This is a genomic window from Clostridium sp. FS41 (assembly GCF_000954015.1).
GTDB classification, from domain to species: domain Bacteria; phylum Bacillota; class Clostridia; order Lachnospirales; family Lachnospiraceae; genus Enterocloster; species Enterocloster citroniae.
In genome coordinates this window covers 144,766-169,475 of sequence record NZ_JYHN01000069.1, presented here as the reverse complement: position 1 = coordinate 169,475, position 24,710 = coordinate 144,766, and the positions used below count along the sequence as shown (strand labels likewise).

General features: G+C 49.8%; 19 protein-coding genes and 1 riboswitch. Of the genes, 17 read left to right on the top strand and 2 right to left on the bottom strand.

Annotation, left to right across the window (positions count from 1 at the left end; translation table 11 throughout):
* Positions 1–3: 3 nt before the first annotated feature.
* Positions 4–453, top strand: coding sequence for a DUF1934 domain-containing protein (locus tag CLFS41_RS22325; RefSeq protein ID WP_007866574.1), 450 nt, complete (start codon positions 4–6; stop codon positions 451–453).
* Positions 454–561: 108 nt separating this feature from the next.
* On the opposite strand, the gene CLFS41_RS22320 is transcribed toward CLFS41_RS22325, so the two are convergent.
* On the bottom strand, positions 562–1,011 hold the full coding sequence (locus tag CLFS41_RS22320) for a hypothetical protein (RefSeq protein ID WP_007866573.1): 450 nt from the start codon (positions 1,009–1,011) through the stop codon (positions 562–564).
* 507 nt (positions 1,012–1,518) lie between these two features.
* Between CLFS41_RS22320 and CLFS41_RS22315 the strand changes: the two genes are divergently transcribed.
* Together CLFS41_RS22315 and rpoC are read left to right on the top strand one after the other, a co-directional pair.
* Positions 1,519–5,397 carry a DNA-directed RNA polymerase subunit beta gene (locus tag CLFS41_RS22315; RefSeq protein WP_007866572.1) on the top strand — a complete coding sequence of 1,293 codons (3,879 nt, stop codon included), beginning with the start codon at positions 1,519–1,521 and terminating at the stop codon, positions 5,395–5,397.
* Positions 5,398–5,413: 16 nt separating this feature from the next.
* On the top strand, positions 5,414–9,109 hold the full coding sequence (rpoC, locus tag CLFS41_RS22310) for a DNA-directed RNA polymerase subunit beta' (RefSeq protein ID WP_040417063.1): 3,696 nt from the start codon (positions 5,414–5,416) through the stop codon (positions 9,107–9,109).
* Between the two features lie 216 nt (positions 9,110–9,325).
* On the opposite strand, the gene CLFS41_RS22305 is transcribed toward rpoC, so the two are convergent.
* On the bottom strand, positions 9,326–10,219 hold the full coding sequence (locus tag CLFS41_RS22305; RefSeq protein WP_270279512.1) for a LysR family transcriptional regulator: 894 nt from the start codon (positions 10,217–10,219) through the stop codon (positions 9,326–9,328).
* Between the two features lie 218 nt (positions 10,220–10,437).
* Between CLFS41_RS22305 and CLFS41_RS22300 the strand changes: the two genes are divergently transcribed.
* The 14 genes from CLFS41_RS22300 (at position 10,438) to CLFS41_RS22230 (ending at position 24,690) form a co-directional block, all read left to right on the top strand.
* The gene (locus CLFS41_RS22300) at positions 10,438–11,883 is read left to right on the top strand and encodes a sugar ABC transporter substrate-binding protein (RefSeq protein WP_007866569.1); all 1,446 of its coding nucleotides are present in this window, start codon (positions 10,438–10,440) and stop codon (positions 11,881–11,883) included.
* 11 nt (positions 11,884–11,894) lie between these two features.
* A complete protein-coding gene (locus CLFS41_RS29570) occupies positions 11,895–12,788 on the top strand; it encodes a sugar ABC transporter permease (RefSeq protein ID WP_007866568.1) in 894 nt (297 codons plus the stop codon).
* Positions 12,781–13,623 carry a carbohydrate ABC transporter permease gene (locus CLFS41_RS22290; protein WP_007866567.1) on the top strand — a complete coding sequence of 281 codons (843 nt, stop codon included), beginning with the start codon at positions 12,781–12,783 and terminating at the stop codon, positions 13,621–13,623. The genes CLFS41_RS29570 and CLFS41_RS22290 overlap by 8 nt, the downstream gene beginning before the upstream one ends.
* 17 nt (positions 13,624–13,640) lie before the next feature.
* On the top strand, positions 13,641–15,287 hold the full coding sequence (locus CLFS41_RS22285) for a glycoside hydrolase family 43 protein (RefSeq protein ID WP_007866566.1): 1,647 nt from the start codon (positions 13,641–13,643) through the stop codon (positions 15,285–15,287).
* Positions 15,288–15,449: 162 nt separating this feature from the next.
* Positions 15,450–16,190: a GntR family transcriptional regulator gene (locus CLFS41_RS22280; protein WP_007866550.1), complete on the top strand. Its 741-nt coding sequence runs from the start codon at positions 15,450–15,452 to the stop codon at positions 16,188–16,190.
* A 166-nt stretch (positions 16,191–16,356) separates the two neighbouring features.
* A complete protein-coding gene (locus CLFS41_RS22275; RefSeq protein ID WP_045093513.1) occupies positions 16,357–17,100 on the top strand; it encodes an amidohydrolase family protein in 744 nt (247 codons plus the stop codon).
* A gap of 19 nt (positions 17,101–17,119) precedes the next feature.
* Positions 17,120–17,515, top strand: a complete 396-nt coding sequence (locus tag CLFS41_RS22270) for a hypothetical protein (protein WP_007866538.1) — start codon at positions 17,120–17,122, stop codon at positions 17,513–17,515.
* A gap of 156 nt (positions 17,516–17,671) precedes the next feature.
* On the top strand, positions 17,672–18,160 hold the full coding sequence (locus tag CLFS41_RS22265; protein WP_007866535.1) for a PTS sugar transporter subunit IIB: 489 nt from the start codon (positions 17,672–17,674) through the stop codon (positions 18,158–18,160).
* Positions 18,161–18,178: 18 nt separating this feature from the next.
* Positions 18,179–18,925, top strand: coding sequence for a PTS sugar transporter subunit IIC (locus CLFS41_RS22260; protein ID WP_045093512.1), 747 nt, complete (start codon positions 18,179–18,181; stop codon positions 18,923–18,925).
* Positions 18,926–18,948: 23 nt separating this feature from the next.
* The gene (locus tag CLFS41_RS22255) at positions 18,949–19,782 is read left to right on the top strand and encodes a PTS system mannose/fructose/sorbose family transporter subunit IID (protein ID WP_045093679.1); all 834 of its coding nucleotides are present in this window, start codon (positions 18,949–18,951) and stop codon (positions 19,780–19,782) included.
* 16 nt (positions 19,783–19,798) lie between these two features.
* Complete coding sequence (locus CLFS41_RS22250) at positions 19,799–20,527, top strand: amidohydrolase family protein (protein WP_052665835.1); 729 nt, start codon at positions 19,799–19,801, stop codon at positions 20,525–20,527.
* A gap of 85 nt (positions 20,528–20,612) precedes the next feature.
* On the top strand, positions 20,613–21,587 hold the full coding sequence (locus tag CLFS41_RS22245) for a hypothetical protein (RefSeq protein WP_007866524.1): 975 nt from the start codon (positions 20,613–20,615) through the stop codon (positions 21,585–21,587).
* A gap of 24 nt (positions 21,588–21,611) precedes the next feature.
* Entirely contained in the window at positions 21,612–22,400 is a 789-nt protein-coding gene (locus CLFS41_RS22240; protein WP_045093511.1) for a BtpA/SgcQ family protein, read from the top strand.
* A gap of 411 nt (positions 22,401–22,811) precedes the next feature.
* Positions 22,812–22,895: riboswitch (glycine riboswitch) on the top strand.
* Positions 22,896–23,085: 190 nt separating this feature from the next.
* A complete protein-coding gene (locus tag CLFS41_RS22230; RefSeq protein ID WP_007866517.1) occupies positions 23,086–24,690 on the top strand; it encodes an AbgT family transporter in 1,605 nt (534 codons plus the stop codon).
* Positions 24,691–24,710: the final 20 nt, after the last annotated feature.

The window sequence follows — 24,710 nt, the reverse complement described above, 5'->3', positions numbered from 1 at the left end:
ACTATGACGAAAGATGTGCTGATCACTATCAGCGGTATCCAGATGATGGACGAAGAGGACTCAGACGTCGAGATGATAGTAAGGGGTGATTACTATCAGAAGAATGGAAAGCACTACATCCTCTATGATGAAGTGATGGAAGGCTTTGAGGGCAAGGTGAAGAACGTGATCAAGATATCCCCGGTGGGGATGGATATCATCAAAAAGGGAATCGCCAACACCCATATGCAGTTTGAGAAGAACAAGAAAAACCTGTCCTGCTATACTACCCCCCTGGGGGATATGGTGGTGGGGATCCAGGCAAACAAGATAAAGATCAAGGAACAGCCTGACAGCCTGAAGGTGGATATTGACTACTCCCTGGACATCAACTACGAGCATCTGTCGGACTGCAGCATACGGCTGGATGTCCAGTCATGTGCCGGTTCCTACACACAGATGTCCGCTAATTAAAGTATATGGGCTGATGATGCGGGAATGTGCAGGAATGGTAAGCAGCGGTATGAAGGCAAATGGTATAAAGGCAAATAAAAAAGAAGCGGTTTGGCCGCTTCTTTTTGTTTACTTGTTCTTCCTGAATCTGGCAAAGAACCCCTTCTTCTTGGGAGGAGTCGGGATCGCGCCCCCGCGCACGCTTTTGATCTGGGTGATGTAAATACCGCTGATCACAACCTTGGCCTCTGTCTTGATGGGCAGGGATTCAAACACCCGTCCGTCCGCGATGAGAGTCATGACCTTAGGACCGATCTTAGCCTTGACCACCGGTACCTTTGCCCAACGCATGTACTTTGGCGTCTGGTCAGTCACTGCCTTTGGTAGTCCGGCCTGGGTAATCTTCATCTTCTTCTTGTCAATCACCAGGATGGATACGGTCTGGGCAGCCGCGTCTATGAGCTGCTGCTGCTCCAGCTGACGCTTCTGCAGCCTGTTCCCCAGAAAATAGAGAACAACCAGAACGACCACTGCAATGGCTAAGATTACAAGCAGTACGTGCATAATGGTATCTGCCATAAAGGTATACCTCCAAACTGTAAATATATTGTCATTCCCCCCGTTGGAGCCTGCTTGAAACATCATTGCACCTGTCTGGCTGCTCCTCTTCTCATATCGGATCAGCAGTCTCCGCCCTTGCAAGCGGAGCAGTCAGACAGGCACAAATATTTTTCTGGCATGCTCTGGTACACCTGTTAATTATTCCACAACCCCAGGGGACATTCTTTAATAGTATATCATTTTCACCGGCAAAAAGCAAGTAAAAAATGCTTGACACCTTGACAGGGCTGTGTTATTATGGAGTGTGCACTATTGTGGTGAGGTGGGCTTTTTGCGCCCTTTGGTAAGATGCCCTCCGCCCAATCACAGAGAACGACAGTGATATTTTGTTTTGTTCGGCGCAATGTTACTGCCTCCCGGAGGGATCATCCCCCGCGGCAGCACTGGATTTCAGTGAAGATTGTATCAATAACAAACGGAATAAAAATATTACGAACCAAATTAGAAAACAGGGGTGAAACGTCAATGGAGAAAAGCAGAATACGTCCGGTACCGGCCGGGAAAAGCGTAAGAATGAGCTACTCAAGACAGAAAGAAGTGCTTGAGATGCCAAACCTGATTGAGATTCAAAAAGACTCCTACCAGTGGTTCTTAGCCGAAGGACTCAGGGAAGCTTTTGATGATATCTCTCCGATAGCAGACTTCGCAGGACATTTAAGTCTGGAATTCGTTGACTTTACATTGTGTAAGGATGATATTAAATATACCATCGAAGAGTGTAAAGAACGGGATGCAACTTACGCCGCACCACTAAAGGTAAAGGTAAGACTGTACAATAAAGATAAAGATGAAATGAACGAACACGAGATATTCATGGGCGACCTGCCTTTGATGACAGATACCGGTTCCTTTGTGATCAACGGTGCTGAGCGTGTTATCGTCAGCCAGCTGGTACGTTCCCCTGGTATCTACTACGGTATTGGCCATGATAAGGTAGGTAAGGAACTGTATACCTGTACTGTCATCCCCAACCGTGGTGCATGGCTGGAATATGAGACAGATTCCAATGACGTGTTCTATGTACGTGTAGACAGAACCCGTAAGGTACCAGTGACTGTTCTGATCCGTGCCCTGGGATTCGGTACCAATGCGGAGATTCTGGAGCTCTTTGGTGAAGAGCCTAAGTTATTAGCCAGCTTTGGAAAGGATACATCCGATAATTACCAGGATGGTCTGCTGGAATTATACAAGAAGATTCGTCCCGGTGAGCCATTATCTGTTGACAGTGCGGAAAGTTTGCTTAACAGTATGTTCTTTGATCCCAGAAGATATGATCTGGCCAAAGTGGGAAGATATAAATTTAATAAGAAGCTTTCCTTCAAGTACCGTCTGAACGGACAGGTGCTTGCAGAGGATGTGGTGGATACTTCCACAGGTGAGATCCTGGCAGAGGCCGGAACTAAGCTTAACAAGGATTTTGCCATGCAGATCCAGAATGCCGCTGTTCCTTATGTCTGGGTTGACGGACCTGACAGGAAGCAGAAGGTTTTATCCAACATGATGGTGGAACTCTCCTCCTATGTGCCCTTTGATCCTGAAGAGGTGGGGGTCACGGAATTAGTATACTACCCTGCACTTTCTTCTATTCTGGAAGAAGCTGGCACCGATCCCCAGGAGCTGAAAGAAGCGATCCGCAGGAATATCCATGACCTGATCCCAAAGCATATCACAAAGGAAGATATTCTTGCTTCCATTAACTATAATATGCACCTTGAGCAGCAAGTGGGAAACGCAGATGATATCGACCATTTGGGCAACCGGCGGATCCGCGCCGTGGGCGAACTGCTTCAGAACCAGTACCGCATCGGTCTGTCCCGTATGGAGCGTGTGGTAAGGGAACGTATGACAACCCAGGACATGGACGGTATTACGCCCCAGTCCCTGATCAATATCAAACCCGTGACCGCGGCGGTTAAGGAGTTCTTCGGAAGTTCCCAGCTGTCCCAGTTCATGGATCAGAATAACCCTCTGGCCGAGCTGACCCATAAGCGCCGTCTCTCCGCCCTGGGCCCTGGCGGTCTGTCAAGGGACCGTGCCGGATTTGAGGTGCGAGATGTACACTACACCCATTACGGACGTATGTGCCCCATTGAGACGCCTGAGGGTCCCAACATTGGTCTGATCAACTCACTGGCAACCTATGCAAGGGTGAACCAGTACGGCTTTATCGAAGCGCCTTACCGTGTGGTGGATAAGAGCACGGATCCGAATAACCCCAGGGTTACGGACGAGGTGGTGTACCTGACAGCTGACGAGGAGGATAACTTCGTGGTTGCCCAGGCGAATGAGGCACTGGATGACGAGGGGCATTTTATTCATAATAATGTATCCGGACGTTTCCGTACAGAGACATCCGAGTTCCAGAAAAAGTCCATTGACCTGATGGACGTTTCTCCGAAAATGGTATTCTCCGTGGCTACGGCCATGATTCCTTTCCTGGAGAACGATGATGCTAACCGCGCCCTGATGGGATCCAACATGCAGCGTCAGGCAGTGCCCCTTCTGACCACGGAAGCGCCTGCAGTAGGAACCGGTATTGAGGCAAAGGCAGCTGTTGACTCCGGCGTTTGCGTGGTTGCAAAGAATGCCGGTGTGGTTGAACGTTCCGCATCCAACGAGATCATCATCAAGAGGGATAAGGACGGCAACCGTGATGTATACCATCTGACCAAGTTTAAGAGAAGCAACCAGAGCAACTGCTACAACCAGAAGCCGATCGTTTATAAGAACGACCACGTGGAGGTTGGGGAGGTAATTGCCGATGGCCCATCCACATCCAACGGCGAGATCGCCCTTGGCAAGAACCCGCTGATCGGATTCATGACCTGGGAAGGATACAACTACGAGGATGCGGTTCTTCTCTCTGAGCGTTTGGTCCAGGAAGACGTATATACATCGGTCCACATTGAGGAGTACGAGGCAGAGGCCCGTGACACCAAGCTGGGACCGGAAGAGATCACACGTGATGTTCCCGGCGTGGGCGAGGATGCGTTAAAGGATCTGGATGAGCGCGGTATTATCCGTATCGGCGCTGAGGTGCGCGCAGGAGATATCCTGGTAGGTAAGGTTACTCCCAAGGGAGAGACGGAACTGACCGCTGAGGAAAGGCTGCTTCGTGCCATCTTCGGTGAGAAGGCAAGGGAAGTAAGGGATACTTCCTTAAAGGTGCCCCATGGTGCCTACGGCATCATTGTGGACGCAAAGGTGTTTACAAGGGAGAACGGAGACGAGCTTTCCCCTGGCGTGAACGAAACCGTGAGAATCTATATTGCCCAGAAGCGTAAGATTTCCGTTGGTGATAAGATGGCCGGACGTCACGGCAACAAGGGTGTTGTTTCCCGCGTGCTTCCTGTGGAAGATATGCCATTCCTGCCCAATGGCCGTCCTCTGGACATTGTGCTGAATCCTCTTGGCGTGCCTTCACGTATGAACATCGGACAGGTGCTGGAGATCCACTTAAGCCTTGCTGCCAAGGCATTGGGCTTTAACGTGTCCACGCCTATCTTTGACGGAGCAAACGAGAATGATATTCAGGATACCCTGGAGCTTTCCAGCGATTATGTAAATATGACATGGGAAGACTTTGAGGCAAAATATAAAGACCTTATTAAACCCGAGGTTATGGACTACCTTGGCTCCCATCTGGAGCACCGCGAACTGTGGAAGGGTGTCCCCATCAGCCGGGATGGTAAAGTGCGCCTGCGCGATGGACGTACCGGCGAGTTCTTTGACGGAGCCGTTACCATCGGACACATGCATTATCTGAAACTGCACCATCTGGTTGATGATAAGATTCATGCCCGTTCAACCGGCCCATACTCCCTGGTAACACAGCAGCCACTGGGCGGCAAAGCACAGTTCGGCGGACAGCGTTTCGGAGAGATGGAGGTTTGGGCTCTGGAGGCATATGGCGCTTCCTACACCCTGCAGGAGATCATGACTGTGAAGTCGGATGACGTGGTAGGCCGTGTGAAGACCTATGAAGCCATTATTAAGGGCGAGAACATCCCTGAACCGGGCGTGCCTGAGTCCTTTAAGGTTCTCCTTAAGGAAATGCAGTCCCTTGGACTGGATGTTCAGGTTCTGCGCGATGACGGCACGGAAGTTGAGATGGCCGAGAATATCGATTACGGCGATACAGAGCTTCGCGCCATGCTGGAAGGCGACCGCCGTTTTGCACCTTCAGAGGAGCCTTATGCTGAATTGGGCTACCAGGAACAGGAGTTCAAGAACAACGAACTGGTGACTGTGGACGAAGAAGAGGCAGCCGATGATTATATCGAGGAGGCAGATGATGAGGAGATCTTCCTGGATGATTCTGCTGACGATGAAGACGAAGAATAGAAGGGAGTAAATGCTCATGCCAGAAACTAATGAAACTTATCATCCAATGACATTTGATGCCATTAAGATTGGTCTGGCCTCCCCTGATAAGATCCTGGAGTGGTCCCACGGCGAGGTCAAAAAGCCGGAGACCATTAACTACAGAACGTTAAAGCCGGAGAAAGACGGCCTGTTCTGTGAGAGGATCTTCGGGCCTAGTAAGGACTGGGAGTGTCATTGTGGTAAATACAAGAAGATTCGTTATAAAGGTGTTATCTGCGACCGATGCGGCGTGGAAGTGACAAAGGCAAGTGTCCGTAGAGAGCGCATGGGCCACATCAAGCTGGCCGCTCCCGTATCCCATATCTGGTATTTTAAGGGAATTCCCAGCCGTATGGGCCTGATCCTGGACATCTCCCCCAGAACACTGGAGAAAGTGCTGTATTTTGCCTCCTATATTGTATTGGATGCCGGTTCCACCAGCCTGCAGTATAAGCAGGTACTGTCTGAGAAGGAGTACCGGGAAGAGGTGGAGAAGTACGGCGGCACCGGCGGTTTCCGTGTGGGAATGGGCGCTGAGGCCGTGCAGGAGCTGTTAAGGAGCATTAACCTGGAAAAGGATTCTCTGGACCTGCGCAAGGCCCTGGCGGATTCCACGGGCCAGAAGCGTGCAAGGATCATCAAGAGGCTGGAAGTGGTGGAGGCATTCTTAAACTCCGGCAACCGTCCCGAGTGGATGATCATGGATGTGATCCCTGTGATCCCGCCTGATATCCGTCCCATGGTACAGCTGGACGGCGGACGTTTTGCCACCTCTGACCTTAACGACTTATACAGAAGGATCATCAACAGGAACAACCGTCTTGCAAGACTGCTGGAACTGGGCGCTCCGGATATCATTGTCCGCAACGAGAAGCGTATGCTCCAGGAGGCTGTGGATGCCCTGATCGACAACGGCCGCCGCGGCAGACCTGTTACAGGCCCGGGCAACCGTGCACTCAAGTCCCTTTCCGATATGTTAAAGGGTAAGCAGGGACGTTTCCGCCAGAATCTTCTGGGCAAGCGTGTTGACTACTCCGGACGTTCTGTTATCGTAGTAGGACCTGAACTGAAGATCTACCAGTGCGGTCTTCCCAAGGAGATGGCTATCGAGCTGTTTAAGCCCTTTGTTATGAAGGAGCTGGTTTCCAACGGAACCGCCCACAATATAAAGAACGCCAAGAAGATGGTGGAGAGACTGCAGTCAGAAGTATGGGATGTGCTGGAGGATGTTATCAAAGAGCACCCTGTTATGCTGAACCGTGCCCCTACGCTCCATAGACTGGGAATCCAGGCATTTGAGCCGATTCTGGTAGAGGGCAAGGCGATCAAGCTTCATCCTCTTGTGTGTACTGCGTTTAACGCCGACTTTGACGGCGACCAGATGGCTGTCCATCTGCCGTTGTCCGTAGAGGCACAGGCAGAATGCCGCTTCCTGCTCTTAAGCCCTAACAACCTGTTAAAGCCTTCAGACGGCGGCCCTGTTGCCGTTCCTTCACAGGATATGGTACTCGGTATCTACTATCTGACCCAGGAGCGTCCCGGCGCAAAGGGTGAGGGCATGGTTTTCAAGAGCGTCAATGAGGCGATCCTGGCTTATGAGAACCAGGAGGCAACCCTGCATTCACGCGTCAAGGTAAGGGTCAACAAGACCATGGCGGACGGTACTGTGAAAACCGGTGTGATTGAATCCACCATCGGACGTTTTATTTTCAATGAAATCATTCCTCAGGATCTGGGCTTTGTGGACAGAAGCATCCCGGAGAATGAGTTAAAGCTGGAAGTAGACTTCCATGTGGCCAAGAAGCAGTTGAAGCAGATTCTTGAAAAGGTTATCAATGTCCATGGCGCTACCCAGACAGCCGTGACACTGGACGATATCAAGGCTATCGGTTACAAGTATTCCACCAGGGCAGCCATGACGGTTTCCATTTCCGATATGACCGTGCCTGAGAGCAAGCCGAGGCTGATCGAGGAAGCGCAGGCAACCGTTGACCGTATTGCCAAGAACTACCGCCGCGGACTGATCACCGAGGAGGAGCGCTATAAAGAGGTAATTGAGACCTGGAAGACCACCGATGATCAGCTGACCCATGACCTGCTGACCGGGCTGGATAAGTACAACAACATCTACATGATGGCTGACTCCGGCGCCCGTGGTTCTGATAAGCAGATCAAACAGCTGGCAGGTATGCGTGGACTGATGGCGGATACAACGGGACACACCATCGAGCTTCCTATCAAGTCCAATTTCCGTGAAGGTCTGGACGTACTGGAGTACTTCATCTCCGCCCATGGAGCGCGTAAAGGTCTGTCCGATACGGCTCTGCGTACGGCTGACTCCGGTTACCTGACAAGGCGTCTGGTAGATGTTTCTCAGGATCTGATCATCCGTGAAGTGGACTGCTGTGAGGGCAGGGATATCCCGTTTATGGAGATCAAGGCTTTCATGGACGGCAACGAGATGATCGAGGACTTGGAAGAGAGGATCACAGGACGTTATATTGCTGAGACCATTACGGATCCTGACACAGGAGAGGTTGTGGTCAAGGCTAACCATATGTGTACACCAAAGCGTGCGGCAGCTGTTATGAAGGTGCTGAACAAGACCGGCCGAAAGACAATCAAGATCCGTACAGTCTTAAGCTGTAAGTCCCACGTGGGTGTGTGCGCCAAGTGTTACGGCGCCAACATGGCTACCGGCCAGCCTGTACAGGTGGGCGAGGCAGTCGGAATCATTGCGGCACAGTCCATCGGTGAGCCTGGTACGCAGCTGACCATGCGTACGTTCCATACGGGCGGCGTGGCCGGCGGCGATATCACACAGGGTCTTCCCCGTGTGGAGGAGCTTTTTGAGGCCCGTAAGCCAAAGGGTCTTGCCATCATCACTGAGTTTGGCGGCGTGGTACAGATCAAGGATACCAAGAAGAAGAGGGAGATTACTGTAACGGACAACGAGACAGGAAATTCCAAAACCTATCTGATCCCTTACGGCTCCAGGATCAAGGTGCTGGACGGCCAGGTGCTGGAAGCAGGCGATGAGCTGACGGAAGGCAGTATCAATCCACACGATATCCTGAAGATCAAGGGCGTGCGTGCGGTTCAGGATTATATGCTTCAGGAAGTACAGCGCGTTTACCGTCTCCAGGGCGTGGAGATCAATGATAAGCATATTGAGATGATCGTTCATCAGATGTTAAAGAAGATCAAGATCGAGGAGAGCGGCGACAGCGATGTTCTGCCCGGCGTATCCATGGATGTGCTTGATTATAACGAGATGAACGAAGCATTGATCGCCGATGGCAAGAAACCGGCGGACGGAAGACAGGTAATGCTTGGTATCACCAAGGCATCCCTGGCAACAGATTCCTTCCTTTCAGCAGCATCCTTCCAGGAGACTACCAAGGTTCTGACCGAGGCGGCCATCAACGGAAAGGTGGATCATCTGATCGGATTAAAGGAAAATGTTATCATCGGCAAGCCGATCCCGGCAGGTACGGGCATGAAGCGTTACCGCAATGTGAAGCTGGACACGGATGAGATGCTTTCCGATGAGATTATGCTTTCCGATGAGGATGAGCTGGTCCTGGCCTCTGAGGATGAGAATGAGATGAATCTCACAGAGGACAATGTGGCGGAAGAAGTCCTGGCATTGGATGATATGGCTGATGTGGATGAGGATGAAGAAGTATAAAAGAAATTCCATCGGCCGGCCGCGTGAGATCCAGCGGCGGATTAAGGTATAAAGGGGCTGTGAATAAGTCCCGTATTATAAAAAAGAAGAACGCATTCAGGTATAGACACCTGGAAGCGTTCTTCTTTTGCTTTCCTCCGGCAGGCTGCCGGTATCTTCAGCGGAAAAGCCCCGGCGTTTCCGGCAAGCTTATGTTCCTCTTTCAATGGATCTGCATTAGTCGCTGTATGGGTGGGCCCGCCAATAGGTGACAGCCATCCGTATAAAGTCTTTGGCAGCATTGTTGATATAGTGGTTCCGGGCGTGGACGGCGGCCAGTTCCCAGCTGGCGTCAGGTCCCAGGGAAAAGTAGGAAACATGGCTGTTGGGCAGGGCGTAATATCTGGGGATGATGGAGCAGCACTGGCTGTTTTCAGTCAGCCGGAGCATGGTTCTCATGCTGGTGGATTCAAAGAGAAGATTTGGTTCAAAACCCGACTTTTTAAAAAGCTGGTCAATGACAACACGCATGGTGGAGGATTTTTTGACCAGGGTGAACAGTTCGTTTTTAAAAAGAGACAGGGATATCTCAGGATATTGGTCCGGTTCTGTTTTCTCCTTGTAAGCCAGGGGGTGGGTTTTGGGGATACACAGGTAAAAGGGCTCATAGAAAATAGTTTCGTACACCAGATGCTTATACTTTCTCTCGAAAATGGTCTGGAAGCTGATATCCATTTCCTTGGAATCCATCATTTTAACCTGTGTATCCACATTTGCTTCAATGGGCTGGAAAATAGTTTCCGGATACTTGGCATGGATGATGGGATAAATAGCTGTAAACATCTGTATCCCTCTCTCTGGTGTCAGCCCAATGGTGATGGTGCCAGTCCATTTTTTTGCCATATCCTGGATCTGGTTGTAGGTCTGCTTTTTTATCTGGAGGATCTGCTGGGAGCGTTCCACGTAGAGTTTCCCGATCTCAGTAAGCTCCCAGTGATTCCTTGTGCGGACAAACAGGGGAGCGCCCAGTTCTGTCTCCAATTTCAGCAGCTGCTGGTTCAGGGCGGATTGGGTCAGATATAACTCGTCTGCGGCTTTTGAGATGCTTTTATGCTTGGCAATGGTTATGATATATTCGATCAGTTTACTTTCTATAACAAAAACCCCCTTCCTCTAAAATTAAAATATGGAAAAATACACAATGAACTTTAGAAAAACTAAAGAGATATTTATTTTAATTAAGTTGCTTTTCAATATACATATTTATATAATAAAAACATACAAAATGCAAGTGTACTAAATAAAAAAAATCATAAATATGTACAAATCAAAAAAGGAGGAAGTATTTTATGAAAAAGAGAAGGTTAATGCGTACTGTGGCAGCGGCGGTTATGGCTGTAAGCATGCTGGGGGGCTGCGGGGGATCAGGAACGCAGAGCACAACGGGGGCAGGCACCACCGCTGCAAAGGCAGAAGAGGGGAACGCGGCGGATACAACGGCCGCAGATACAGCGGCTGCCGCAGATTCAGCGCCTGCTGTAGAAAAGAACTATAACAGCACCTTTGATGTGGCGGGGGCAGGAGATGTCTCTCTGGATGTGATGATCACCTCCCTTGGGGATTCTGACGGGGGACCCTATTTAAGAGGTGTGATGGATGATTATATGGCCATGTATCCAAACGTCAAGCTGACACCGGTGGAGTGTTCCATGAATGATCTGTATACCACACTGATCACTCAGGCCACGGCGGGGACCCTTCCTGATATCTTCACCATGACAGAGGCGTATTCCGCTAATTGTCTGGAGATGGGAATGAGCGTCAGCAATATGGACCAGCTTCTGGGTGAGGAATACTTAAATGGCCTCATGCCTGCGGCTGTTGAAAATGCAACAGTGGACGGCACACTGGTTTATATGCCATGGCAGAATAACATTACGGCCATGGTATACAGAAAAGACCTGTTTGAGGAAAAAGGAATTGAGATACCAAAGACATGGGAGCAGTTCCTTGAGGCAGCCAAGGCTCTGACGGAGGATCTGGACGGGGACGGCAAAACCGACCGGTATGGCTGTGCCTTTGCAGGAACCAGAAATGATTCCGCCGAGTCCAGGTTCCAGACATTTGCCCTGACCTACGGCTGTGACTTTGTTACTGACAATGGGGATGGTACCTTTACATCGGGCTTTGGAACACCGGAGTTTAAAAATGCAATGACATCCTTTGTCAATATGGCTGCAAACCAGGGAGTAACACCTCCGGGACTGATCGAGACCGGTTATTCTGAGGCTTACACAATGATAGCGGCTGACCAGGCTTGTATGTTTTTCAGCGCATCCAATGTATTGGGAGGAATTTACAACGCCAATCCTGAGATGCGGGGTAAGATGGGAAGTTTCCCAATGCCAACAGCTGAAGGAGTTGACCCTGTGACTTCATTTTCCAGCGTGGGTATGACGGTCAGCAGCACCTGCAAGAATCCGGAAGTAGCAGCGGATTTCCTGAAATATATGACAAGCGTTGAAAATAGTGTAACCTGGAACGAAGCCACCTGCCGTCTGCCGGTTGTCAATGACGCATTGACGGCGATCTGTGAAAAGGATGAGGCATATGCCGGTTTTGCGGAAGCCTCTGACAGTGCGGTGATCTATCCTGCATTTGCAGGTCTTGCTGAGCTGAGGGATATATGCGGCGAGTGCTGGCAGACCGTTGTTTCAGAAAATGTGTCCATTGATGATGCGGTTGCTGCCGCTGCAGCCAAGGCGGAAGAGGTTGCAACGTCATACAGCAATTAGGAGGTAAGGGTTTGAAAGGAAAATTGCAAGGGATGAGCCGGAATAAGCTTAAGTCGGCGCTGGTTCCATATGGCTTTATCACACCGGCCACACTGACCATAGTTCTGTTGGTCCTATACCCTATCATGTACGGCATTTACATCAGTTTTTTTGATACCAACCTGGTCAATAAATGGAACTTTGTGGGCTTTAAGTATTATATCCAGGCATTGACAGATTCCTCATTCCTGCACAGCCTGTGGAAGACCCTGGTGTTTACAGTGACCGTGGTTGGAGGCCACTTTGTATTGGGATTTATATTCGCATCCTTCCTCAACATGGATATTAAGATGCGCACCCTTTTGAGGGGGATCCTGATACTGCCCTGGCTGTTCCCGGACGTGGTCATTGCGTACCTGTACAAATGGATCCTGAACACCCAGGGAGGGATCCTCAATGAGCTGCTGATGCATTTTAATATTGTATCTGAACCGGTGGGGTGGCTTACCACTTCGGCAACCGCATTTCCCTGTGTGATCCTGGTGAGCATCTGGAAGGGGTATCCCCTTGTTATGGTGCAGATACTGGCGGGAATCCAGACCATCTCAACGGACATGTATGAGGCGGCCAAAATAGATGGTGCCAATGCATGGCAGCGGTTCTGCTATATAACGGTTCCGGCTTTAAAGCCGATCCTGACCACTATCCTGATCCTGGATACGGTGTGGGTGTTTAAGCAGTTTACCATGATCTGGCTCATGACGTCCGGAGGGCCGGGAAGTTCCACCATGGTGTCGGCCATTGAGATTTACAAAAATGCGTTTTCCTACTTCAAATACGGCTTTGCCTCGGCCCAGTCAGTATATATTCTTGTGATATGTTACCTTATAGGAGTTGTTTTCAGGAGGTTGCTGCGCGATGACTAGAACAAATAAGAACAGACTTGTATTGCTGCTGGGGTACGTGGTCCTTATTACAGGCTGCCTTCTGGTGCTGCTCCCATTGTCATGGATGGTGATTACATCCCTTAAATCCATGACGGATATTACCCTTTCCAGGGGCCTGAAGTTGTTTCCGTCAGGCCCCACCCTGGAAAACTTTGTAAATATATGGAAAGAATATCCCATTGCCACATACATTAAAAACAGTGCCATAGCCGTGGGGGGATCCACCATATTCGGCGTTGTATGCGCGGCTCTGTGCGGATACGGACTGTCCAGATATGAATTTAAGGGCAAGGCCCTGCTGCTCAGCTTTCTGCTGGTCACCCAGATGTTTCCGGCAGTGATGAAGATCATTCCCTATTATAAGATCCTGGTTTCCCTGCACTTAAATAACACCCGCACCGGTCTGCTGATCGTGTACGCTTCCTTCAGCATTCCGTTTTGTACCTGGATGATGTACGGATATTTTAAGAGTATCCCCACCGGACTGGATGAGGCCGCAAGGGTGGATGGAAGCAGTGCGTTCCATACATTTTATAGGATTATCATGCCCATTGCCCTTCCCGGGCTGGTGGCAACGGTCATCTATGCGTTTTTACAGAACTGGAACGAGTATATGTTTGCATCCGTGCTAATGTCGGCTGATGAGAAAAAGACGATCACCTACGCGATCAGCACCATGGCTGACGCGTACAAGATCCAGTGGAACTACCTGATGTGCGCTGCCATGATTTCCAGCGTACCCACATTGGCGGTTTTTACAGTTATGCAGAAATACCTGATCGCCGGTATGACGGCAGGTGCAGTTAAGGAGTGATGGTTAGAGGTGCAGTTATGAAAAATGATACATTTCGCAATCCAATTATCAAGGGAGGATACCCGGATCCGTCTGTGTGCAGGGTAGGGGATGATTATTATATGGTTACGTCCTCCTTCTCCTATTTTCCGGGGCTTCCGGTGTTTAAAAGCAGGGATCTGGTGCACTGGGAGCAGATCGGCAACGCTATATCAAGGCCAAGCCAGCTGGACTACAGAAACTGTGACAGTTCAGAAGGTTTGTGGGCAGCCACCATAAGATACCATAAGGGCATGTTTTATATTGTGAATACCCTGGACGTCCAGGGCAGGACTTACCGGTATAATTTTATCCTTACAAGTAAGGATCCTGCCGGGGAGTGGTCCGATGCGGTGATTATCAAAGGCGCGGACGGGATCGACCCATCCCTGTATTTTGATGAGGAGGGCAGGATCTGGTATTGCGGCAACATGATACCTGAAGATCTAAAATACCCCACCCACAAGATGATCTATCTGTGCGAGCTGGACCGGAATACCTTTCAGTTCATTGGCAGACGCCATATCATATATGATGGAAATGTGGATCACAGCCTGTTCATGGAAGCTCCCCACATTTATCATGTCCAGGGCATGTACTATCTGATGACAGCCTGCGGAGGCACGCAGACAAACCACTGCGTAAATATCTGCCGTAGTAAGAGTTTGTTCGGACCCTATGAGCCGTGTCCCAGAAATCCCATTGTAACCAACCGGGGCCTGCGCCTGATCAATGACCTGGGGGTTGCGGTGACTGGGCATGGGGATCTGGTTCAGACGCAGGAGGGGGAGTGGTATATGCTCCTGCTGGGGATCAGGCCCTATGAGCAGGAAATCGATGATTATGAGCGGTACCAGCCAAGGAAATGGATCCGTACCCCTGACCGCAACAGGAATGCGCAGTTTAATCTGGGGCGGGAGGTGTTTATGGTCCCCATTGCCTGGGACTATGACGGGTGGCCTCTGGTGGACAACCATAATGGGATGGTGAACCTGGAGGAGAGAAGGCCGGGCCTTTCCTACAACCGTCCGCCTCTCCACAGCAGGGTGGACAATTTTGAGGATGAATCCCTGGACATGATCTGGTGCATGAGGCGCCCTGTACAAACTCCGTTTCATGATCTGACCCAGCGGCCCGGATATCTGAGAATGGAACTGCTGCCGGTAAAGCTGGAGGATATGGAAACTCCGGCCATGCTTGTGCGGCGGCAGCAGCATTATAATTTTCAGGCAGCGCTCGCCATGGAGTTTGAACCATTGAGGGACGGTGAGGAGGCTGGGCTGGTCCTGACCCAGAATGAACGTTTTTCTTTCCTCCTGGTAAAGGAAATCCACAGGGGAAAACCCAGGATCAGCTGTTACCGTGTGGTTAACGGAACCAGGGAGCTGATCGGATGCTCCGAGATTGGTTCAGGCAGAGTCTATCTGTTTGTAGAAGGCAGCGAAGGGCGCTATGATTTTTACTGCGGTTCAAAGGAACGGGACAAAAGGGTGGTGGTCCTGGGCGCTGACGGCTCCATCTTGAGCACTTTGGTGGCCGATGGATATGTGGGCACATACCTGGGAATGTATGCTTCGTCCGGTCACGAAAAGTCAAAGAACCATGCGGATTTTGACTGGTTCAGATATGAGATTATAGAAGATTAGGTATGGGTATGGGCAGACGGCCGGCTGGTGACAGCCGGCTGTTTGCTTTTTCATCCTGCAAAAAGAGGATGAAAAAAACCAAATAAGATGTTATAATAGTAACATCATAAGATTACAATGTTAAACTTTCATACTGTATTGCAGGGGAAGGCGGGTAGAGGCGTGGATTCAGTGATAGATAAGAAAATCAAGGTCCCTTTGCATTACCAGATTTATCTGGATTTGCTCAAGAAGATTCAAAGCGGTCTCCTCAGGCCAGGAGAAAGGATTCCCTCGGAGCCTGAGCTGGAGCGGATTTATGGGGTCAGCCGGGTGACGGTCCGGGGCGCTATAGAGATGCTGGCCCAGGAAGGGCTGGTGGAAAAGAACCGGGGAAAGAAGGGGACGGTTGTCTGTAAGGCAAAGCATGCCTATGACATGAAAAAGCTTACAAGCTTTACGGATGACGTCCGCCTGTACGGGGAGAGGGCCAGCTCCCGGCTCTTGGATTTTCAGGAACTGGTGCCGGAAAAGCGGATCGCACAGCTGTTGGAATTAGAGGAGGGCGAGCCTGTCTTTTATATTGAACGGAAACGGTACCGTCAGGATGTGGCAGTGGGCCTTCACAAATCATACATTAAGATGGTTTCCGGGCTGAAGCTTAGGGAGGAGGAGTTTGGGCCGGATGTGTCCCTCTATGCCATATTGAGGGCCAATGGAATCGTGCCCACCACGGCGTCTGAGGTTCTGGAGGTGAAGACGCCATCGGACCGGACACTGGAGGTGCTGGGACTGAAACCCCAGACAGCTGTGTTTTACAAGGAGCGGGTGACCTATTCAGGGGATAAGAACCCCTTTGAGTATGTTCAGATGTTTTATAATCCAGACTACTATCAATATAAGGTGGAGCTGCGTCTGGACTGATATAAGAGAAAAATATGGCAGGGATATCGGATGAGGATCCGGTATCCCTGTTTTATTGTACATTATTTTTGGAAAAACTATTGACAAAATGATTCAAGTTTACTATATTATGATTATAACGTTATAATCATAATATGTTAAAACCACAAGTCAGGAGGATGGTCAGATGCTTATCTATGATATTCACTCTCATCTGGGAAAGACCAGTTCGGGGGATGAGAATTCACCGGAAGATCTGGTGAACGACCTGAAGGCCTACGGGATATCAAAAGTAGGGATCAGCAGTTTGTCAGGTATTTCCACAAGGGCACAGAATGATCTGGTACACAGGGCCATGGAAGCATTTCCGGGGGTCATTAAGGGATATGCATTCATTAATCCCAAGGCGCCGGACGCCATTGACGAGGTGAACCGCTGTCTGGGAGATTATGGGATGGACGGTGTGAAGTTCCATTCCTGGAAGCATGGATATTACCCGGATAATACGCCGGCGCTGAATGATATCTTTGCCGAGATCCGCAAGTATGGAGTGCATGTGCAGACCCATGTGGGGACCGCTCCCTTTTCAACGCCTTATACCTGGGCTGAATATGCCAGGAAGTTTCCGGATATCAATTTCCTTTTCACCCATATCGGTTACTATGAGTTTGGGCTTTCCGCCATAGAGGCGGTGAAGGATCTAAAGAATGTATGGGTTGAGACTTCCGGTCAGATGGATGTGGATGTGCTTCTTAGGGCCATCGATGTGCTGGGGCCTGAGCGTGTGTGCTTTGGGACGGACTGGCCTTATAAGCCTGTGAACATAGAGGTTGAGAAGTTTTATGAGCTGAAAGTACCGGAGGAAAAGCTGGAGTATATATTCCATAAGAACGCAGAATATCTTTGGAGCCATTCTTCCAGGTGTTTATAAAGAGATTGGAGGCAGGAAAATGATACACATTTTAATCACATCCCACGGCGGCATGGCTGAGGGGATGATGCAGTCGGTGAAGATGTTGGTAGGAGAACAGGAACACCTGGATTACGTTACCTTTGGCGAGGAGATGGGTTCGGATGAATTGGATGAATTGTACGGGGAGAAGATAACCGGTGTTTCACCGGATAACCAGTATCTGGTCCTGTGCGATATCAAGGGAGGAACGCCCTTTAACGTGGTGTCCAGGTATTCCTTTAAGAATGAGGACGTGGCTGTCATATACGGGATGAACCTTCCTATACTGATCGAGGCCATTGTACAGTGCGGAAACCCGGATATTAAACTTAAGGACCTGGCTGAGTATTTACAGCAGCAGAGCGGCTCCACCATTGGATTAAGTGAACTGTAGGATCGCACGTAGGAGACCAAAGGACGGTCTCCAAGTGCTCATAACGAGCCACTGCACTAAGCTCGTGGGAGACCTCGCTAAGTGCCAGTGACATGTATCGCACGTAGGAGACCAAAATACGGTCTCCAAGTGCTCATAACGAGGAGGTTATAAGAGATGGATATAAGCGTATTTCGTATTGATGACAGATTGATTCATGGACAGATCATTACGGCGTGGATTGCCTACGCTGATGCAAAGACTATTATTGTGGCGGATGACAAGGCGGCTAAGGATGAGTTCCAGCAGTCCCTTCTTAAGATGGCCACACCGGATTCCATTGCCCTGAAGATCCTCAGCGTGGATGACGCCATTGCCTATATCCAGTCAGGCGAGGGGAGCGGAAAGGTGCTGCTGCTTATGCGCGGTCCGGAGCAGGCCCTGAAGTTCATAGAGGCGGGGATTGAGAAAGATCAGATCAATGTGGGAAATATGAACATGAAAAAGGGCAAGACCAAAGTGCTTGGCAACCTGTGGGTGTTCCCGGAGGATGTGGAGGCCATTAAGGGGATCTATGGACATGGCGTAAGACTGGAAGTGCGGGCGGTTCCAAATGAGCGCAGCCAGGATGTGATGGAACTTCTGAAAAAGTGTAAGTTGGCATAATAAGGGGAGGATAAGGTTATGAGTTTATTTATGCAGGCATTATTGGTAGCAGTGTTTGTGACGGTTGCTTTTATTGATTCCCATACGACCCAGACGCATATATTCCGTCCGGTGGTGGTCGGCCCGGTGGTGGGTCTGATCATGGGGGATGTGCAGACCGGCTTTGCAGTGGGTGTTACGGTGGAACTTATGTTTTTGGCTGTTATCTTTGTGGGTACGGCAGTGCCGCCCAATCCCACCATCAGCACAGCCATTGCAACCGGGATCGCTATCCTGGGCGGAGGCGGAACGGATCTGGCCGTGGCGACCGCACTTCCTGTTTCCTTTATCGGACAGATGGCAGAGACATTCCAGAATTCAGTGATCAACGTATACCTGATGCACCGCGTGGAAAAGGCGGCGGAACGCCTGGATACCAGGGGGATCGTTGCCAATAACCTGATCTTTCCCATGGCAGCCAACGCCCTGTTGTACGGCGTTCCCACATTTCTGGCCATTTATTTTGGGGCATCTTATGTGCAGGCGATCATCAACGCCATCCCGGCCAAGGTCATCACAGGCCTGTCAGTGGGAGGCAGCATGATCGGAGCGGTCGGTTTTGCGTTGCTGCTCAATTCCATTAAGGTAAAGAAGTTTTGGCCCTTCTTCCTGCTAGGCTTCTTTGTGGCAGCATACCTGAATATCAACATGATCGGGATCGCCCTTTTGGCAGTGATCTGTGTGGCCATGTACTATTACTTTAAGATTGCGGATGCAAACGCGTGATTGGGGAAAGGACGGAGAATGATATGAGTACAGAGAACAACGGGAATGAGAACAAGCTTACAAACCGCGACTTATGGAAGGTATTCCTGCACCAGCTTACCATCAGGGGTACCAACAACTATGAGCGCCAGCAGAACGCGGGATTTACAGAGGCAATGATGCCTGTGATTGAAAAGTATTATGAGGACCCTGAGGAGAAGAAGGAAGCATATGCAAGGCATATGGAATATTTCCTTACCAATGACATCACTTCAGCCATTCCCGTGGGAGTGGCCGCGGCCATGGAGGAGCGGTACGCTACGGAGGGCGATATTGACCCTGATTCTATCAATGCTGTTAAGACCGCCCTGATGGGACCTCTGGCAGGACTGGGGGATTCCCTCTTAAACGGTACGGCCAGACCCATCCTGGCAGGTATCGCCATTTCACTTATCACAGCGGGACTCGGCTGGATAGGGCCCATATTCTTTGTGATCGGCATGTCCATCGTGTCGCTGGGCGTAAGGTATCTGGGGGTGTTCCAGGGCTATAAACAGGGCGTTAAATTTGTGGAAAAGATACAGTCCAGCGGACTGATCAGTAGGATCTCAGAGCTGGCGGCCATTGCGGCTTATGTGATCGTGGGCGGATTTATACCGGCCCTTGTGGTCATTTCCATTCCCATTGTGTACCAGAGCGGCGATACGGTGCTCAGCATCCAGGAAACCCTTGACGGGCTGATGCCGGGCATACTGGGGATGCTGTACACTGGGCTTATGTATCTGCTGATCTCCAAAAAGAAGATATCCGCAGTTAGACTGATCCTGGTTACCATGATCGTGGGTATTGTGGGAACTTACTGCGGTATTTTGGGATAAGACTGGAGGTAGAAGGATGATCGTTGATATCCATTCGCATATTAAGAGGAATCCTGCAGGACAGGAAGAAGAGGAGAAAAAACTCCTTTTGGATATGGAGAAGAACGGGATTGACTTCCGCGTGGTTTCTGCCCTGGATGGCTGGCCTGTGAAAGCGGGGAACCGGTATATATCAAAGCTGGTGTCCGCTTATCCGGACCGTCTGGCCGGCTGCGCGGTCATCAACCCAAAGGAGGATAACTGCGCCGAAACAGCCAGGAAAGCCCTAAAGCTTCCCGGCATGGTGATGTTGGAATTTAATTCCGTGGAGCACGGCTATTATCCCGATGCATGCAGCGGGATTGAGGATGTGCTTGCAGTGGCTGAGGAACGCAGGGTTCCGGTCAAGGTATTTACCGGAATCGGCTCCCGCTCCATGCCGCAGCAGTGGCTGGGACATGTGAGAAGGCATCCGGACCTTGTGTTCCTGTTCCTTCACATGGGATGTTTCGATTATGGATATGGCTGCGTGGACCTGGGAAAGGAGATCCCTAATATTTATCTTGAGACCTCCAACCAGTATGAGGTCCAGATTCTGAAGAAAGCAGTGACCAGCCTTCCAAAGGAGAAGCTGGTGTTTGGCTCATCCTATCCGGAACGGTTGACCAGATGCTCTTTGGATGTGTTTGATATGTTCCATCTGGATGAAACATACAGGGAGTATCTGTTTGGAAAAAACGGCGCCAGGATACTGGGGCTTGACTGAGTCAACGGAAACTGCTGAGGCAATTGAGATAACAAAATGCGGGGCGGATCCTGTATCCGCGCCGCACAAGGGGAGATTTGTTAAAATGGAAAACAACGTAAGGAATATACTGCCCGGCCCTATGAGGGAAGTATTTGATTCAATTGTGGAGCAAAGGGTCCTGGGGGCGAGCAATCATATCGCCATGGTCGGGGATATGATCGAAGCCGTGGTCCGAAGGGGAGAGGATGAACAAAGGCCCGCGGACCAGGTGATTGATGAGATCCTGGCGGTGGCGGATTTTTTTATCGCCACAAGAGGGGAGGCCAGCCAGGCGGTCAGCAATGCGATCCTGCTTATGACTCATAATATCAGATCTTATGCAGGGATGGACTTGAAGGAAGCGGCGCCCCTGATACTGGAGACAAAGAACAGCTATGCCAGGACGGCTGCTGAGGCAGTGAAGCAGTGTGTGGCTTATGGGGTCAGACTGGCGGAGACCATGGAGACCATATTTGTATACGATTATTCCAGCACGGTTGAGAAATTCCTCCGGGGATTAAAGGAGAATGGAAAGCAGTATACGGTCTATATTGCGGAGAGCCGGATCATTGACGGGGGAAGGCCTTTTGTAAAGGCGTGCCTGGAGTCCGGGCATAAGATCAAGTTTATCCCGGAGGCGTCCATGATGTATTATCTTAAGGACTGCCATGGCGCCTTCATGGGCGCGGAGACATTTTATCCGGACGGCACGGGCTTTAATACCACAGGCTCTGATATAGTGGGCCTGATATGCAGGCATTACGGGGTACCGCTGTATTTCCTTACACCTCTGATCAAGCTTGATATAAGGCCGGTGTTTGGCGGCAGGAAGAAGCTGGTATATGATGACCTGAAGGAAAAGCTGACAGCGAACTGGGGAGAGGACCTGGACAGGGGGTCCGTTGATTTTATCACCCCCGAGCTGGTGGGTGTGGAACCGGAGTTCATCCGGGGGTTTGTGACTGAAAAGGGTGTGATACCCTCTGGTCAGATGTATGGGATCAGCATGGAGTACAGCCGGAATTTAAGGGGAGTATAGGATGAGGAAAAGGAGAGAACGCAGATGAATTGTTTAGGACGCGGTTCAAAGATCGTATTGTCCATGATACAGCCGGAGCCGCTGCCCGGCAGTTACCGGCACGCGGGGATGGGGATCCGGGAGATCGTGGATATGGCCCTGCGGGAGACGGAAATGGTGGCGGAGAACCATTTTGACGGAATCATTGTACAGAATATGAACGACATGCCCATTAAACAGGAATCCAGTCCCGAGGCGATCGCCTACATGACCAGGATCTCCTATGAGATCAGGAGGCGTTTTCCTGAACTGCTCATGGGGATCCTTATGAACTGGGACGGAGTGGCCGGCCTTTCCGTGGCCGATGCGGTGGGAGCGGACTTTGTAAGGGTGGAGCACCTGTTTACAGGAGCAAGCGTTACCAGCGCCGGTATCCTTCAGGCCCAGTGTGTGGACATCGCAAACCTTAGAAAACGCACCGGATCCAAGGTGCCCGTCTATGCGGATGTGTACGAGGTGCACGGAATCCCCCTGGGCAGAAAGCCGGTGGGGGATGCTGCATGGGAGTGTGTCCATGAGGCGTTTGCAGACGGCCTGTTTATGTCCGGTAAGTCTGTGGATGAGAGCATCCGTATGGTCAAGGAAGCCAGGGAGAGGGTAAAGGACACGCCCATTTTTCTTGGCGGAGGAGCCACCGGAGACAACATCCATGAGCTGATGCAATATTTTGACGGCGTGTCCGTTGCCACCTGGATCAAGAACGGGGATATGAAGAATCCAATTGACCCGGAACGGGCCAAGGTCTTTATAAGTGAGGCAAAGCGGAAGTCATAGGATGGGACTCTGAACAGTTGTAAATAAGTCTGAATTTGATTTGCTTTTTTATAAGACATCATCTTTTATGGTTATTGTTGTTTATTAAGCATAAACAGCGTATAACAAAAGAGTATGATGTCTTAATTTGTTTAATTTTCAGATTTGTGCATTTATAATTGAGATAAAACTTTGGACGGAGGGGGGGGGGGGTATTGTATAATTTCACAATATAATAGTGCGAAATTTATTAAAAAAAACATTTTTTAAAAAAATCTGCTTATAATACCTCTGATTAATTGAAAATTACATAGTTAAAACTGCCAAAATTCAAGAACTTTATCTATTGACTGAAATCGTTAATTGTGCTAATATAGGTTCAGCAAGAGTGGACGAAGAGTCAAATATTTACGGACAACTACATATTATCGGATGATAGATTCGGGAGAGACCGCGCAGGACGCGGCGCCGAAGGGGAAGCGGAGAACTCTCAGGCAAAAGGACCGAATACTGGACGATACTCTGGAAAGCAATGATGCACCGACGAAGCCAAATCTTTCAGGTCAAAAAGACAGAGCGCATGGACATGTTTATTTGTTCATGCATTTTTTTTGCAAAAAGTGAATAAAACCTTAAAATCTAAGGTTTTTAATAAAAAATGGAGTGTTGGATTTGACGCTTCCATACAAAAGAAAGGGGAATGTTAATGAAAAAGGAAGATGATGAAAAAGTAGTTAAGAAAAGCTGGCTAGAGCGATCCATGGGCGCCATTGAAAAGGTGGGGAATCTCTTGCCGCATCCATTTTGGCTGTTTGCAAGCCTGGCTCTGATTACGGTGGTACTCAGTGCTGTTTTGCACGGCATGAATTGGTCAGCTTCTTACGAAACCGTGGTGGATGGGGCCATTCAGGTAACCACTGCCCAGGTCACGAACCTGATGACTTTCGAGACCCTGGCCCATTATCTCACAAACTTTATTAGTATCTTCGTAAATTACTATCCATTGGGCATGCTGATTTTTATGACAGTGGCTGTGGGATATGCAGAAAAGCTGGGCCTTTTTGATGCTCTGATGCGTAAGGCGGTAATTGGCGCTCCCATCATGATCGTTTTCATCGCTGTGTCTTTTGTGGGTGTCAATTCCAGCATAGGATTTGGCGCCGGGGTGGTGTTTACCATGGTTATAGCAGCCGCTGTGTTTAAATCTCTGGGACTGCATCCGTGGATTGGAATCATCATGGGGTATGCGGCAGCCAATGGCGGTTACACGGCCTGTTTGATGATTGCGGCTACAGATACAACTCTGGCTGGAATATCTGCTCAGATTGTTGAGGCTAACCATATTGTGGATGCCACCGGTGCGCTTGCGCCTACCCATGCGGCTATTAACTATTATTTCGTGGCAGCGGCAACCTTTATTATCACTGCTGTCTGTGTGGTAGTCACTAAATACGTAACAGTTCCTCACCTGAACCGCCAGCATCCGGAACTTGTTCTGAAAAAGGACGCCAGCGAACTGGAAAAGATGAAGGTGACCAGCCAGGAAGCGCGGGGGCTTAAATTTGCAGGATGGGCTACTGTGATCTATATAGCTCTTCTTGTAATTGCCTGTATTCCAAAGAACTCTTTTATGCGCAGCCCGGATGGAACTTTGATACCTAATTCACCGTTCTTGAACATGATTATACCGCTGCTGTTCTTTTTCTTTATGATTATAGGCTCGGCTTATGGTATTGGGATCGGTAAGATAAAGGCATGGAAGGATGTTCCTCTGATGATGGAAAAATGTCTGGATATGGCGGCTTCATTTATGGTTGTCTGTCTGACTGCCTGTATTTTTGTGGATCTGTTCTCACGTAGCGGTATTGCTACTGTTCTGGCTGCCAAAGGAGCAGAACTTTTGATCAGTCTGAATATGGGGAATATTGGTCTCTTTATCCTGATCATCCTATTGTCCTGCTTCTGTAACCTCTTTATCACAAGCAATAGCGGAAAGTGGGTTATGCTGGCACCTTTCCTGGTTCCCATGCTGGCCATGCTGAACATAAGTCCGGCCATGACACAGGTCCTGTACCGTATTGGTGACTCATGCTTTAATATCCTGTCTCCTGTTGAACTTAATGTCCCCATCGCATTGGGGCTCCTGGAATCCTATAAAGTGAGCCAGAAGGACAAGGTTGGACTTGGTACATTGATTTCGATGCAGATGCCTTATGCGTTCGCGTATCTGATCGCATTTTTCCTTTTGGTCCTGGTATTCTATTTCCTGAAGCTGCCTCTTGGACCGGGAGCCGGTATTTTCCTGAATTAAGGAAAGCGGGATATGATCAT